Here is a 15,480-nt window from a genome sequence, read left to right as displayed (position 1 = left end):
TCTACTCGAATTAAATTGTAGGCTAGCAATATACCCCATAGCTCTTGATTGACTCCATCCACAGTCTGACTACGCAAAAGAATACTATCCTCAAGCATCTGGTGTTTTATTTCTCCATAGCTATTTTCAATTTCCCAGCGCTCGAAATAGACATCAAGAATGGCCTGTGCACCAAAAGCCTGTTTATCATCCAAAGAGCACAGCAGACCTTTTATTTTTCCAGGCCCCATTGGCTCAGGATAAAGAACCAGTCTGGCCTGCCAGCACTCAGGAAGCGAAGGGTCTTGTTTTCTGGCATGCGCAGATACACTCATCTCTACTTTGAAGTCATGCTCAGAGTAAGATTCAATGACGGTGTATTGCGTGTTGCTTTTAATCGGGACCATCCAGTGCGACTGTGGGTGTTGCTTACGCCAATTAATCAGTAGCTCAGCGCTGAGATAACATCGGTCAAAAATAGTTAGACTGTTATCACTTACATGACCAAATAACTGCTTTGCGTAGTTCACCTCACCTTGATAACTGGGCCCGAAGGCAACGTGGTGTATCAACCGGCTACGCAAGGAGCTTAAGGCGCATAGGCGTACAATAGGATATTCTGTATGACGGTTTTTACTGTGCTTAATATAGTGAAAGTGCTCAGCAAGAGCAGGTGTATCAGGTGCACGAAATTGCGTTCCATCAACAGAAAATAACCGGAGTCCATACCACGTATCATCAGCATCTTCTTCTTGTGTCCAACGGGCTGCACATAGGTGAAATAAGGCTTGGAGGGGGTCGCTACTCAGGCGCTGTCTCGCTTGAGGAATAGCACTTGGAGCAACCGTATCGCCCAGGGTATCAGTGAGTGTTAAATCTAACTTCTCAACAACGTCACTAATAGAGCGGTCGCGAAAAAGACCCATTGCAATGATAAGCCAGACGACAAGCTCAGCAGGTAACTTACGTTTGCGAATACTTGCTTTATCGGTCTGCTCGAGCACATTAGAAATCCACTCAAGAGGGATATGTTTCTGAAATGTAGATAAAGAGTCAGGAGTGGCGAATATATCCGTATCAAGTAACCAATGACTAAGCATAAAAATACCCTCATAATCAAAAGATGATAAGGGTATTGTGAAGCAACCAAAAGATCAGTCAACCGATCAAAAATACCTTAACTGATCGGTGTTAGCTATTAGCGGCTTTTACTGTAAAGCTTTAAACTTTGTTAAATTTTAAACTGGCCAACAAGCTGGCCTAAGTTTTCACCACGCGCAGCTAAATGCTGGCCTACCGAAGAGGTAGTTTTGCTTGAAATAGTTAGTTCATTAACGATTTCTTGAATGGCAAATACATTACGGTTTATTTCTTCTGTAACGCTACTTTGCTCCAGCGCCGCTGTCGCAATTTGCGTACTCATGTCGTTAATTGATCTAACTGAGGTTGTTACCGCACCTAAACTTTCTGAAATAGCACGAGACGATTCTACTGAGCGATTACAACTATTCTGACTCGCTTGCATTGCGGCTACAGCATCCGATACTAAATTATGTAACTCACTCAACATTTCACTAATCTCTAATGTGCTAACTTGAGTACGACTTGCTAAGCTTCTTACCTCATCAGCAACAACAGCAAACCCTCGCCCTTGCTCACCTGCTCGTGCAGCTTCTATTGCAGCATTAAGTGCAAGTAAATTTGTTTGCTCGGCAATTCCACCAATTACGCTTAGTACACTATTAATCTTTTTAGATTGATCACTGAGTGAATCAACTTGTTCTGCGGCTAGGTTTATCTCGCCCATTAGGTTAGACACCTCACTGAGTGAAATATCAACACACTCTTGAGCTTTAGCAACTTCTTGCGTTGCCGCTTGGGTTGACTCTGCCACTTGATTCGTATTTTGAGCCACCTCATGAGAAGTAGCCGACATTTCGGTAATAGCCGTCGCAACAAGGTCTGTTTCATGATTGTGATTAAGTAGCTTGTCTTCAATTAACCGTGTTTGTGTATTTATATCACTAGAGGCTGTTTTTACATCGTGTGTTACATCAACCACATTGGCAATAATGCCATGTAGCTTACTTACAAACATATTAAATGCTTCGCCAAGTTGGCCTATTTCATCGTTAGTATCAATATCTAAACGTTTGGTTAAATCGCCCTCACCTTTTGCAATATCGTCAAGGCTTTGCGCCATGCGCTGTATTGGTTTTACCATTGTATTTGCGGCAACTAACGCACATACAATAGTTAACACAACCCAAAATAAAGCAATTAGCAATAAGGTCACTACCTTATCATTCATGTGCTCTTGCATTGCTGTTTGATATTTAAGTAGTTCTGCGCCTATATCATCCATATATGCGCCAGTACCAATCATCCAGTTTGTACCTGGGATCATTGCTGCATAGCCCATTTTTTCAACTAAGCCTGTGGTATTTGGTTTTTGAAAATGATAGTTAAAAGCGCCACCGCCTTTTCTAGCTTGATCTAATAAGCCCACTATTATTTTTTTACCGTTAGGGTCAGTCATCCCTATTTTGTTTTGCCCTTCAATAGCATCACCTAATAATGCATGAAAAACACTAACGCCATTTGTGTCGTATATAAAAAAGTAACCACCTTGACCAAATGTTAAATCTCTTAAAGCGTTTTTAGCATCTTGCTCAGAGCCATTTGCTATTTGATAGCGCACAATTTTACTGGCAATTTCCACCTCGGTGCTTAGCAACGTTTGTTTGTCACTTATTAGTTTAGTTTGAAATGCTTCAAAATTTTGTTGCTGATTTTTATTCTCTAAATAATAAGAACTCAGCATCAAGCTAATCAAAAGTAGCATTAAGGGCAATATAGCTAATAACAACAGTTTGTTTTTCAAGCTTAAATTACTCATTATTTCTCCGGGGTATATAAATGCATATATAGCGACAATAGCCAAAAATTAAATTACGGCTGTTTACATTGTTTTATTGGGTTTAAAAGCATAGTAAATAAAAACAAATTGGTGGGAGTAAACTCATACTATGCTCAATTAGCAGATATTATAGTCACAAGGAAGGTATTTGGACACTAAAAACACTGAGACCTTCGTATTAATTAATATATAATTTGCCACTCTTTCATTAGAGATTTAAAGTTCTAGCAGCTGCATTGATCTAAACTTAATTTTATAGCGTACTGAGACGGCTAATCACCAGCTATGTAATGAGTTAACGCACGACTCATGTTAGTATTGATTTTAGGTTCATATAAATAATGAACATATAGATATTAAACTTCCATTAACATATAATAACCCTATATTACTAATACCAAACAACTAGAAAATCGGAACGCATCACTTTGAGTCACAGTTATAATCTAATAAAAATGAATTATTAATGAAATATATTTTATACCTTGCACTTTTAGTGTCTGCTCATGCATTCTCAGCACCTGTAAATAATAGTATCGCTTTTTACTACTCAGCGCCGATGCCATTAGCCGAAATGACCTTTTATTCTCGCGTTGTAGTCCAGCCTGATCTTGTGACTGAGCACGAACTTAATTGGTTTAAACAGCGTAATATTGCTGTTTATGCTTATTTAAGTGTTGGTGAGTCGTTTAATCAAAGTGAGTCATCACTTAGCATAAACCCCAACTGGAATAGCCACATTGCGGATTTAACATCAGCACATTGGCAACAATATATTGCAAATAGCGCTGCGGCATTAAAAGCACGTGGCTTTAGCGGCTTATTTTTAGATACCCTTGATAGCTATCAGCTATTAGATGCTACACACAGTAAACCCGATCAACAAGCTGGGTTAGTCACCATAATAAGCTCACTATCTGAGACTTTTGATAAGCACCTTATTCTTAACCGGGGCTTTGAGTTATTGCCTAAACTCGCTAATTTAGCTAAAGACTTAGTTGCTGAGGGTTTGTATAGCCACTTTAATCCAACCGACAATAGCTATAAGCTGACCAACAAAAACGACCAAGATTGGCTAAGCGCACAATTAAAAACAGCACAAGACTTAGGCCTTAACGTCCAAGTTATTGATTATGCAAAACCCGATAATCGCCTCGCTATGGCACAAAATATTATAGACGCCGGTTTTAATCCATGGGTAACCGATGGTCACCTGCAAACATGGGGAACATCATCAATTACACCGGTGCCTAGGCGCATTTTGATCCCTTATAACAGTAACGTAAAGCCACTCATTTACACTACCGTACATTTAAAGCTTGCGACCATGATTGAGTATTTGGGGTATATACCTGATTACATAGATATGGCAAAGCGCGATTTACCTTTGGTTGACCCTAGCTTACATGCCGGTATTATTTCGTGGACCTCAAGCGACGCATTTTACACACCAACACTTACCAATTGGCTTGAAGCTAATTTAGGTGTGGTGCCAGAGCTTATTTTAGGCGAGTTACCACAATCAACTAAATTATTATTAAGCTTGGGTATTGAGTCGTTAAACACACTGCCTGAAGGTCCATATAAACAAGATAGCTTTGCACCTTGGCTCAAAGGAGAATCCACAACACCTCCCCCTATTGTTAAACCATACTTACTCAAATTAGCAACTGATGCGACTCCTTTAATTACAATAAAATCATCAGATGACACAATAGTTGTACAAGCTGCTAAAACTAAATATGGTGCAGTCGTCGTTGCTCCTTGGCTAATTGATACATTTCCGATGGAAGGCAGCAAATGGGTTATTGATCCGCGTACACTACTAACTCAAGCTATGGGACTACCACCTATATTAGTGCCAGATACAACCACCGAAAGTGGCAGGCGAATGCTTACGCTGCATATAGATGGAGATGGATTTACAAGTGTTGCCCATTACGAAGGTAAGCCTTATTCAGCAGAAGTGATTCGAGATGAAATAATTAAACGCTATAAACTGCCTTTGACGTCATCTGTGATCCAAGCTGACATTGAAGAAGGCGGTATTCACTCTAAACAAAGTGCCAAACTTGAAGGCATTGCACGTAGTATTTTTAACCTACCTTACGTAGAAGTTGCTTCGCATACTTATAGTCACCCCTATTTTTGGACAGCACTGTCTGGGCGAAAAAAAATAGATGAAGACGACACCGATTACGGTTTTCATCTAGATGTACCTGGCTACAACACTATCAGCCTTAAAAAAGAAATTACAGATTCAATAAAGTACATTGATGAAAAGCTCACACCTAAAAATAAAAAAACAGTGATGATACTTTGGTCTGGTGATGCAACTCCTGGTCCTAAAGCACTTGAACTTGCTCGTGATGCAGGTGTGTTAAATGTCAACGGTGGTAACACTGATGTAAATGCCGATAATCCTAGTCTTACACATATATCACCTATTGGCCGACCTGAGCGTGATTTGCTGTATCAAATTTATGCCCCCATATTAAATGAAAATGTTTACACAAACCTATGGCATGGCCCTTATTACGGCTTTAGACGCTTAACCGAAACATTCGAAATAACAGAAAAGCCATATAGGTTAAAACCTTACACTATTTATTATCACTTTTATTCAGGTGAAGTTCTTGCGGGCTTAGACGCTCTTAAACACAACATTGATTATGTTTTAGCAAGGCCAAATACACCGGTGCATTTAAGCCATTATGCAAAAGTAGCAAAAGATTTTTACTTTTCTGCACTTGCAAAAAACAATAATAATGAATGGTTATTTAGCTCAAAGTACATTCGTACTCTACGGATACCTACCGATTTTGATGTGCCAAACATAGCTCAAAGTGAAGGTGTATCGGGTGTAACTGAAAAAGGTGACTACATACATATTATAAATAACATAGCTCGCCTTAGCTTTGATCACAGCCAAAATAGTAAAAAACCTTATTTAGCGTCTGCAAATGTTGTTATTAATAACTGGCAAGTTAACGGGCCTGTTAGTTTTAAAGCGTGGGTACCCGCTTCACTTGATTTAATGAATGCACGCTCTTGCGAATTTGTATCTAATTTGGGTGAGCACTTTAAAGGTGTAACACGCGCTAATGTGACACACTTTAATCTACCAAAGGGTCAATTTTATGGTTATCTTAACTGCAATGGAGTCGCTCGATAATGAATGCTAAAAAGCGCCCTCAGTTAATTTCTGTAAAAACAATATTAGCAATATTAGCTGTAAGTTGTTTTGCACTTTATGCATTATTTCCTCACACCTTATTTTTTGAAGATGATGAACTTTCACAAGATTATACCTTTGAAAAATCGTACCTTAATGCAGCGCTCAACACAGAGCCCGACAATGAAAAGCTACGCGCAAAATTAGTTGAGCTGCATATAGGGCTTAGTGAGTATTCACAAGCCACTAACGAGCTTGAAAAACTACCTAGAGGTGAGCGCAAAGCGACGCTTGAAATAAAGCTGCTTTACTCATTATGGCTAGCAAGCGGGGCTAATATTGACGACCGTTTTGAAGAACTATCTTTAAAAATTGGTGCTCATAAAAATTGGAACGAACAAATACTAACTATTGCAAAAGCAGTTGGGTTAAACGCAAAAGTTGCTCAGTACTATCAAAAAAATAAACAGCCACTCCTTGCAGCCGATTACTGGTTAAGCGCAGGGGAACCTGACAAAGCACTCGCAATTTATAAAACAAATATAAATGCTGACATTGCAGTTAAAGCGATTGAAACTGCACTGGGCGCAAATAACCCGATTCAAGCTTATGCATGGTGGAAAACCTATGGTGACAAAGCCGATGTTAAACGCACCCTTTATTTAGCTAACCTAGCTGGCAATACAGAAGATGCAGCTCAAGCCATTGAAAGCTTATTAAAAGCTGAGCCAAATAACACCGACTACTTAACAAAAGCAATGCACCTGCGTTTAGCAAATGGAAATGCAAAAGAGGCTGAACAATTACTCGCAAAATTATTACTACAGAGCCCAGATGACAAAGAGCTACACTTACTAAATTGGAAGATAAAACGCTGGCAAAACAAGCCTAAAGAAGCGCTTCGAGAATTTAAATGGCTAATGTCTAACAAAGCCGTAACCCCTGCGATGCTTACCGACAGTATTAACGATGCCACCGCTTTATATTTATACCAAGATGCTAATGATATATACGAATACAAGGCGCAAAACAGAAGTCTGAAAGGCAATGGTTTTGCTAATTGGATGCAAGCTAACGAATTTATTGGTAACACAAAGCAAGAGTTAAACAATATTGAACGCTTTGAGCAAATAAATGGTAAAAGTGCATTATCACAATATTGGAAAGCAAAAGTACTTCACGATACTGGTAATTTAGAAGCGCTAAGAGCCCTGTGGCCTATATATAAAGGGCCTAAAAATGAAGAAGATTTACTTTGGATTGCCCGCGCATTTTGGCTAAACGATGACTTTGCTACAGCTCTGCAAGTACTAAAAAGTAAGCAACAAAGTTCTGATGATGAGTTTTGGAGCGCCAATGTAGATATGGCTACGCGAGTCAAAGACAAAGCTCATGAGCTATATGCATTAGAGCAGTTACAAAAAATAAGCCCTTTAAGCGTAGGCGACATGCTGCACTACCAACAACTGCGCTTTGAAGGTCGGCCTCAGGAGCTTCTTGATTATTTATGGAAAAGCGAGTCGCAAACTGACCGTCAATTGATTCAAATTGCATTATTAAGCACACAAGTAAATGATGCTAAATCAGTTGCACGTATTCATGCTGAACTTGATAAACAACGATATAATAAAGCTCTCTATCCTGCTTGGTTAATTCTTTCAAATTGGTATCAAAACCAAAGTGATTTAAATTCAGCTTATACAACTTTAAACCGCGCTGCTAAATTAAGCGAATATGACTCTGATGTTGTGCTTGCACAAGGTTGGTTAGCGCTGCAAATGCATGACACTGTAATGATTGGCCGCATTTTAACGCGCTATTCTCAAGGCGACACTTCCTATGCGTGGACGCAGCTCTTAGCTAGCTTATCTATTTATGATAAATCATATAACAGTGCCTACTTTTATTTGCGTAAATTGGTCATTGCAGAGCCAAGTGACTTAACAACACTGGTTAACTTAGCCGATGTAATGAAACAACTTGGCTACTATGCAAATGCTGCTGAACTTAATCACTATTTACTGCAACACTTACCTAAAGATAAATATGCATACAGAGGCCTAATGTTCCGCTGGGCGGGCGCGATGGCTGTTCCTCATTTAATGCAATTAAATACAATGGAAGAACTTGCTCCCTACACTATTGGTGAGCCCCAAACAAACTGGTGGTTAGCGCGCAGGGCTGCACAAAAATTAGAGCCATGGCAAAAACTACAACTTTATATGACCAACGGCGAATTTAATAAAGCGAAACAGCTTATAGCTGAAGGTTCACTAAGCAAATTAGATGAGCTAAACGCCCTACTCTATTTAAAACAACCCTATGCCACCATGCAACGTTGGTACGAAGAACTTGCTGGCGAGGCAAATGAATCGCAATTGAGTTTACTCAGAAATGCACGCGCATCCTATTTTAGAGCGCTTGAAATAAACCTATCGCCAGAGGCTGGTTTAAACAGTAGCCAGTACGATGTAAACGTTTATTTTCCTTATGCTAATGGGCAATGGAAATTAAGTTTAAGTAATCAGCAAAATCTTGATAACAACGGATTACTGTTTGCGATAGAAGATAAGATGACATTTGGTCGTTGGTATTTTGATGCAAAAATAGATTCTCACCAAGGCAGCTTAGTTAGCCGTCAAGGTTTTAGCTTAGACTCTCGTTATCAATGGGATTCGCGTACACAGGTAGGTTTAAAGCTTGAATATAATGTTGAAAACCGCCAATCAGAAGCGCTACTTAGCTATGCTCAGCTAGATAAAGCCACGGCCTATGTTAACTACAATATTGATGGTAGACAAAACGTACAGCTATCAGCAGCAGCGGTGTCTTTTTCTCGAAGAAGCGATGGAAGCTCACTAATAAATGGCCAAGAATATAATGCACGTTACCAATACAGCATTTTAAAAGACCGCCCAATTTGGAACGCTTATTTTAGTGCGCAATGGCAAGACTTTGAACGTGTAAATGCATTAATAAATACAGAATCAAGACCTCTAAGAGTTGACCTTCAACCATTTAGACGTTTTGCACTAGGGACCTCATTTGCTTCAACTGGTTCTTTAGAACCTCCTTATTTAGGCGCAAGCCCTTCATGGTTATTTGATATAAGTACTGGCTATCAAACACTTAACGATACAGTAGATGTATCAGTTTCAAGTGGCGCTGGTTGGTCTGTACTGGGCGATGATTTATTTAAATTACAGCTGGGTTACCAAAGTAGTAATAAAGTGGGTAACTCAGATACACAATTACAATTAGGTTATTACGTACATTTTTAATGTTAGGAGAGAGTATGTTTCGTTTAATTATACCGTGTTTGGTATTACTATTATCAGCATGTACCACCAGCAGAGTTGCTGATGATGTAGAGCTTAGCCCTTCAAAAATTGTGGCATTAATGCCACTTGTTAATCATGCTCAAACACCGCTTGCAGGTGAGCGTGCTGAAGATATTTTAGCCAGTATTTGGCAACAAAATAAATTACCAACTCTTATACGCGCACCTCGCGTAAACACCAAAGAGCTTCCACCACTGGACGATCAATACCGTTTAGACAATGCTATGCAGTGGTTAAGCACTCAACAAGCTGACTATGTACTAACAGGCAGCATTGAAGAGTGGCGCTACAAAGCTGGGCTTGACGGCGAACCCGTTGTTGCACTTACATTATCACTCACTGAAAATGGACAAACAACGCCGATTTGGACGGGTACTATTGCTAAAAGTGGTTGGGGCCGCGATAGCATTGCAGCAACAGCACAAGATGTGATTGCCGATTTAATTTCTTATATAGAGGTTAGTGAGTGAAAACACATTTCCTTAGACCAAGAGACGTTCCTGAGCTACAAATATGGGCTGAGGTATTTATATTTACCGCGCTTGCTTTAGGGCTGCCTGTATTATTTAACGCAGAGGACCCATTTTGGACTGAGGGAGGGTTTTCGTGGCCTGTACTTGGCCCACTTTTAGTTTCTCTACGCTATGGCTTTTCAAAAGGCTTTATTAGTATTTTATGTTTGCTTGTTGGTCAACTTTTTTTACTTCAAGCAAATATTTTATCACCACAAAGCGACTTCAATATTAACGCCATGATTGGCTACATTATTGTAATTATGATCACTGGCGAATTTAGAGATGTATGGGAGCGTACTAATCAGCAGCAAAGTATTCAGCTTGAGTACGTAACCGATCGCCTTGAAACATTTACTCGTCAGTATCACTTAATTAATTCATCTCACGATAGAATAGAGCAAATGCTTGCTGGCCATACGTTAAGTTTGCGTGAATCGCTACAAGCAGTAAGAACCTCTATCGGGCTATTAAAAGAAAGAAGGCTTGATAGCGCAGCGCAAAAAATAATCGACCTATTCGTTGAATATGGTTTATTAGAAAGAGCGGGTTTATATAAAGTTGAAAACGACACTGTTTTAGAGCCTCCACTTGCCTCTATTGGCCAAATGGGTCAAATAGCTGAAAATGATCCTCTTATATTAGCGATGATTGAAGAAAAAGAATTAGTATCAGTAAAAGACGCAAAAACTGCGTTAGGTATAAGTAAATACCATATGGCAATCCCACTTATCGACGTAAATAATACAATTTATGGCGCTATTTTAGTTGAAAGAGTACAATTTTTTGCGCTTAAAAATACCACTCTTACACTACTTGCTGTTATGGCTGGGCATATTGGCGACCTACTGCGCCATGAAATAACAAACCCAGTAATGACGTATGAAGAGTCTCCGTACTTTATTCGCCAAGTTAAACGCGCGAATAAAGAAGCAAAACGATACAACATTCCATCGCAGCTGCTAAAAATAAAAGCCAATAATATTACTGATAAATCGACTCAACTTATGAGTTATTTAAGTGAAGCACGCCGTGGTTTAGACATTTATTTGTATGATAATCAAAATCAGGTATTACTGCTATTAATGCCATTAGCTGATGAACTTGAAAAAGCAGGCTTTATTGCCCGAATGAACACCTGGTGTAAAGAGCGTACGGGTAACACTTTAGCTGAGCTTGATATTGTTATTGAGCAACAACTTGCACTACCAATAAGCTCAGATGATATAAAGAGATTGGTTTCACTTTCATGATTATAATTATTGTAGCGGCTATTTTAGGGTGTATTTGCCAGTACTTTGCACTAATAGAAGTACTGGAAACACCTAATTGGTTTTTAGCTATATTATTGCATGCTATTGCTAGCATCCTTTTTGCTATTGTTAGTTATGTTTTTATACCTAAAAAATACAAAACGACTCCTTATAGCTCTTTGCTACTCATGTTTTTATTATTGTTTACATTACCAGTACTTGGAATTATAGGTGTTGTAGTAGCGCTTACGTTTGCTCTTTGTAAACCTCTCAAAAACGACGAGATAGAAATAGAAGAGCATAAAATACCTGAGCTTCCTTTTGAAGCCAGAGCAATATCAGCAAACCCGACCTATTCTATTGGCGGACTTAAAGCAATTTTGAAGCACGCGAATGAACCAAATAAACGTTTAAGTGCTGTAATGGCAGCTCGTCACATGAGTGACTCACAAGCTATTCCTATTTTAAAGCTAGCACTTAAAGATTTAGAAGATGATATTCGACTACTCGCCTACTCAACCCTTGATGGTAAAGAAACCAAACTCAACGAAAAAATCAGTTTGTATCAGCAAGAAATAGCCGTTACGACTAAGCAGCCTAAATTGAGCCATTTACAAAAACAGCTAGCCGAACTGTATTGGGAACTAAGCTATTTAGGTTTAGCCCAAGGTGCACTGCGTAAATACGTTTTAGAAAAAGCAGAAGCACTTGCAGAGCAAAGTATTGAGCACGTAAAAACACCTGCAACCTTTATATTTTTAGGCCGTATATCTTTAGCCTTAGACAAATACGAAATAGCCCATGAGTACTTACTTAAAGCAACTGAGTTTGGTATGGCAAGGCGTCATGTTCTCCCTTATAAAGCCGAAGTTGCCTTTTGTATGAACAAGTTTGACGACTGTAAACGCTATTTAAAAGAACTCCCAGAACAACCTAAAGGCAGTGAATTACGTCATTTGCAGGAGTATTGGAATGAGTAATAAAAATGCAGACATTTTACTGCTTTTGGAAGGTACCTACCCTTACGTACGTGGTGGTGTATCTAGTTGGGTTCATCAAATAATTGAAGGGTTACCTCATTATAACTTTGAGCTTGTTTTTATAGGTGGAGCACCAGAGCATTATGGCGAGATTCAATATACTTTACCTGAAAACGTTACCAAGCTGCATGTTCATTATTTAGTGGAAAATGATACTTCTGAAATAAAAGCCAAGCATGGGGTTAAATATAAAAAAGAGCTCTTTGATTTCTGGCAACAACTACAAAATTATTTTAGAGATTGTAACGAGCCTATCCCGACTGAATTGTTAAAATTTGCATTTGAAACTTTGGCTAAAAAAGACGGTATTAACGAAGCCGACTTTTTATATAGTGAATCATCATGGCAAGTGCTCACTAATTACTATTCAACTTTTTGTGATGAATCCTCTTTTATTGACTTTTTTTGGTCATACCGCAATTTATATAAACCGCTATTTAAAATAGCCGAAATTGCACGTGGACTTCCAAAAGTTAAACTTATTCACTCAATATCTACCGGGTATGCTGGTATTTTAGGATCTGGTGCCAGTGTAATAAGCGATACTCCCTTTTTGTTGACCGAGCATGGTATTTACACCAAAGAGAGAAAAATAGATCTTATTCAAGCCAGTTGGATCAAAGAGTCTGAACAAAGCCTAGGTAAAAACTTAAATACCGAGATGGGCTTTATTCGCCGAATGTGGATCAGCTTTTTTGAGCAAATAGGCCGAACAACATACCAAGAAGCAGATAAGATCATTTCGCTATACGACGGTAACAGACAGCGCCAAATAAAAGATGGTGCAGCGCCTGAAAAAGCATTTGTTGTACCTAATGGCATTAAAACAGTGCGCCTTATTGAAGCGCTTGATCAGCGTCCAAAACAGATACCACCGGTTGTTGGGTTAATTGGACGTGTAGTGCCTATAAAAGATATTAAAACCTTTATACGTGCGATTAAAGAAGCGCAATCGATATTACCAGAGGTCGAAGGCTGGATCATCGGCCCTTATGAAGAAGATCCGCAATATTACAAAGAATGTGAACTACTTGTAGGCAGCCTTGATTTACAAAACAGTGTTAAGTTTTTAGGTATGCAAGATATTACTAAAATTTTGCCTAAGCTCGGAATTGTTGCTTTAACCTCGATTTCCGAAGCGCAGCCTTTAGTACTTTTAGAAGCAATGGCGGCCGGTGTGCCTGTACTTGCTAGTGATGTTGGCTCGTGCCGCGAAATAATCGAAGGCGGAACCGATGAAGATAAAGCATTAGGTAAAGCCGGTGAAGTTGTCTCAATTGCTTCTCCGAGCGAAACAGCAAAGCAAATATCAAACATGCTAACAAATGAACAAACTTGGCTTGAGTATCAACAAAGCGGCCTAGACCGCGTACAAAAATTTTATGACGAGAGCCACATGTTTGCCCGTTACGATAAACTTTATAAGGATACAATGGCATGGCCGGAATAGGTTTTGAGATACGAAAAATTCTCAAAAAAAATACCCTGCTCTCAGTTTTTGAAGCATACGGCTACGCAGGTTTAATAGGCTCAGGCCCCTGGCTGCTCTCTATTGTAGCGTTAATGCTAATTGGTATTTTAAGTTTAGGAATTGTATTACCTAAAGTACTTATTATTCAATTTTTAACGCTTGTTACCTACATGATGGCCGCCTCACTTATTTTAACGGGTGGCTTGCAGTTATTACTAACTCGGTTTATTGCCGATTTGTTTTTTCAAAAAGAAGAGGCAAAAGTACTCCCTAATTTACTTGGTGCACAACTTGTAACAACAATAGCTGCGTTATTGGTGGGCTTAGCTGTATGGCCTATGCTCCCTATACCCGTTGTTACTAAGATTATAATTTTAGGTGCCTTTGTAAGCTTATGTAATCAGTGGCTTGGCGCTATTTTTCTATCGGGTATGAAAGAATACCGGTTAATTTTAATAACCATGCTAAGTGGTTACGCCTTTATGGTATTGCTTGCATATTTATTAAGAGACTGGCAGTTAGACGGCTTATTTTTTGCATTTTTTGCTGGCGAAGCACTGCTCTTTTTTAGCTTTTTATTTATGATTATTCGCCGCTACCCAGGTGAAAAACTTATAAGCTTTGACTTTTTAAGCAATAAAAAAGTGTATTACAGCCTATTCTTTTGTGGTCTGTTTTATAACATTGGTGTATGGGCTGATAAAATCATTTTTTGGTATTCTCCAAGCACATCAATTCAAATTATTGGCACATTAAGAGCCAGCCCAATTTATGACTTACCTATATTTTTGGCTTATTTGTCTATTATTCCCGGTATGGCAGTATTTTTAGTAAAAATGGAAACCGACTTTGTAGAAGAGTACGACCGTTTTTACACCGCTATTCGTGGTGGCTCATCTCTTGAAGAGATCTACATATTAAAAGACAGTATGATCCAAACTGCGCGTGCCGGTTTATACGATATATTTAAAATTCAGGGTATTACCGTTGCCTGCTTATTATTATGGGGTGAGCAAATACTTACCTTTATTGGCATTGATCCAAACTATAAAACGCTTTTATTTATTGATGTAGTCGGTGTAGGGGTACAGGTTATATTTTTATCTATTTTAAATATTTTGTTTTATTTAGATAAACGCTCAACCGTCCTATTTTTAGCTGGGCTATTTCTGGTAATAAACGTTGTTTTAACTTTGCTATCAATCGCTTTTGGGCCGCAGTTTTATGGTTACGGCTTTGCACTCTCAACTATTATTACCTCTGTTGTTGGGTTATTTTGGCTTTCTAAACAATTTGAAGATTTAGAATACGAAACGTTTATGCTGCAATAATATATTATACTTAATAAGAGCGAGGATAGACTAAATCAGTACAAGCACTTACAGCTTAAACATAATATTGAAAAGGAAGTATTTAAATGGAAAAAGGAATTACAACACGTTTTAATATCTTAGCCACAATAGCCTTATGGGCTATAAGCTTTGTCTTTGCATTAACTAATTATGAAGTAGGAAGTACACACGAATCAAATGCCCTTATAGATATGTATATTGACTCTTTGATTGTAAAAACGACGTTACTTTTAGCGACATGGATCGCTAGTGCGTTAGTTTTATCAAAGTTATTTAACGAAATTTGGAATCGTTTATTTTCAGATATTTTTAATGTCCGCCAAATTAACTTTAGCGAATCGTACACATTTAGCATCTTAATGACATGGGCGTTGTTATCTTAATGCTATTAGCTTTTGATAAGCTTGTCTCAAAAAGTGTTGGTAATATGAGTTTTA

General features: G+C 38.6%; 10 protein-coding genes. 8 read left to right on the top strand and 2 right to left on the bottom strand.

Annotation, left to right across the window (positions count from 1 at the left end; all coding sequences use genetic code 11):
* Positions 1–1,079 (bottom strand): IS4 family transposase (locus tag L659_RS0118525; protein ID WP_024589926.1); only part of this gene is annotated, 1,079 nt, incomplete at its 3' end.
* 131 nt (positions 1,080–1,210) lie between these two features.
* A complete protein-coding gene (locus L659_RS0118520; RefSeq protein WP_024591499.1) occupies positions 1,211–2,878 on the bottom strand; it encodes a methyl-accepting chemotaxis protein in 1,668 nt (555 codons plus the stop codon).
* Between the two features lie 487 nt (positions 2,879–3,365).
* On the opposite strand from L659_RS0118520, the gene L659_RS0118515 reads away from it, so the two are divergent.
* From L659_RS0118515 to L659_RS0118480, 8 genes are all read left to right on the top strand, one after another.
* A complete protein-coding gene (locus L659_RS0118515) occupies positions 3,366–6,074 on the top strand; it encodes an endo alpha-1,4 polygalactosaminidase (protein WP_024591498.1) in 2,709 nt (902 codons plus the stop codon).
* Entirely contained in the window at positions 6,074–9,355 is a 3,282-nt protein-coding gene (locus L659_RS0118510; RefSeq protein WP_024591497.1) for a tetratricopeptide repeat protein, read from the top strand. The genes L659_RS0118515 and L659_RS0118510 overlap by 1 nt, the downstream gene beginning before the upstream one ends.
* Positions 9,356–9,369: 14 nt before the next feature.
* The gene (locus L659_RS0118505) at positions 9,370–9,885 is read left to right on the top strand and encodes a hypothetical protein (RefSeq protein ID WP_007584808.1); all 516 of its coding nucleotides are present in this window, start codon (positions 9,370–9,372) and stop codon (positions 9,883–9,885) included.
* On the top strand, positions 9,882–11,180 hold the full coding sequence (locus tag L659_RS0118500) for a PelD GGDEF domain-containing protein (protein ID WP_007584806.1): 1,299 nt from the start codon (positions 9,882–9,884) through the stop codon (positions 11,178–11,180). The genes L659_RS0118505 and L659_RS0118500 overlap by 4 nt, the downstream gene beginning before the upstream one ends.
* Complete coding sequence (locus L659_RS0118495) at positions 11,177–12,160, top strand: hypothetical protein (RefSeq protein WP_024591496.1); 984 nt, start codon at positions 11,177–11,179, stop codon at positions 12,158–12,160. Before L659_RS0118500 ends, L659_RS0118495 begins: the two co-directional genes overlap by 4 nt.
* Positions 12,153–13,670, top strand: coding sequence for a GT4 family glycosyltransferase PelF (gene pelF, locus L659_RS0118490; RefSeq protein WP_024591495.1), 1,518 nt, complete (start codon positions 12,153–12,155; stop codon positions 13,668–13,670). The genes L659_RS0118495 and pelF overlap by 8 nt, the downstream gene beginning before the upstream one ends.
* Positions 13,658–15,022 carry an exopolysaccharide Pel transporter PelG gene (gene pelG, locus L659_RS0118485; RefSeq protein WP_024591494.1) on the top strand — a complete coding sequence of 455 codons (1,365 nt, stop codon included), beginning with the start codon at positions 13,658–13,660 and terminating at the stop codon, positions 15,020–15,022. Before pelF ends, pelG begins: the two co-directional genes overlap by 13 nt.
* Before the next feature lie 86 nt (positions 15,023–15,108).
* Positions 15,109–15,426 carry a hypothetical protein gene (locus tag L659_RS0118480; RefSeq protein WP_024591493.1) on the top strand — a complete coding sequence of 106 codons (318 nt, stop codon included), beginning with the start codon at positions 15,109–15,111 and terminating at the stop codon, positions 15,424–15,426.
* The last annotated feature ends 54 nt before the right edge of the window (positions 15,427–15,480 follow it).

The sequence above is a fragment of the Pseudoalteromonas sp. S8-8 genome (assembly GCF_000497875.1).
GTDB lineage: Bacteria > Pseudomonadota > Gammaproteobacteria > Enterobacterales > Alteromonadaceae > Pseudoalteromonas > Pseudoalteromonas arctica.
Note: the sequence above shows the minus strand (reverse complement) of the source record. Positions and strands in the feature narration are given on the sequence as shown.

Coding starts and splice junctions, on each gene's coding strand:
- L659_RS0118520 (WP_024591499.1), bottom strand. CDS start 2,878: ATGAGTAATTTAAGCTTGAAAAACAAACTGTTGTTATTAGCTATATTG.
- L659_RS0118515 (WP_024591498.1), top strand. CDS start 3,366: ATGAAATATATTTTATACCTTGCACTTTTAGTGTCTGCTCATGCATTC.
- L659_RS0118510 (WP_024591497.1), top strand. CDS start 6,074: ATGAATGCTAAAAAGCGCCCTCAGTTAATTTCTGTAAAAACAATATTA.
- L659_RS0118505 (WP_007584808.1), top strand. CDS start 9,370: ATGTTTCGTTTAATTATACCGTGTTTGGTATTACTATTATCAGCATGT.
- L659_RS0118495 (WP_024591496.1), top strand. CDS start 11,177: ATGATTATAATTATTGTAGCGGCTATTTTAGGGTGTATTTGCCAGTAC.
- pelF (WP_024591495.1), top strand. CDS start 12,153: ATGAGTAATAAAAATGCAGACATTTTACTGCTTTTGGAAGGTACCTAC.
- pelG (WP_024591494.1), top strand. CDS start 13,658: ATGGCCGGAATAGGTTTTGAGATACGAAAAATTCTCAAAAAAAATACC.
- L659_RS0118480 (WP_024591493.1), top strand. CDS start 15,109: ATGGAAAAAGGAATTACAACACGTTTTAATATCTTAGCCACAATAGCC.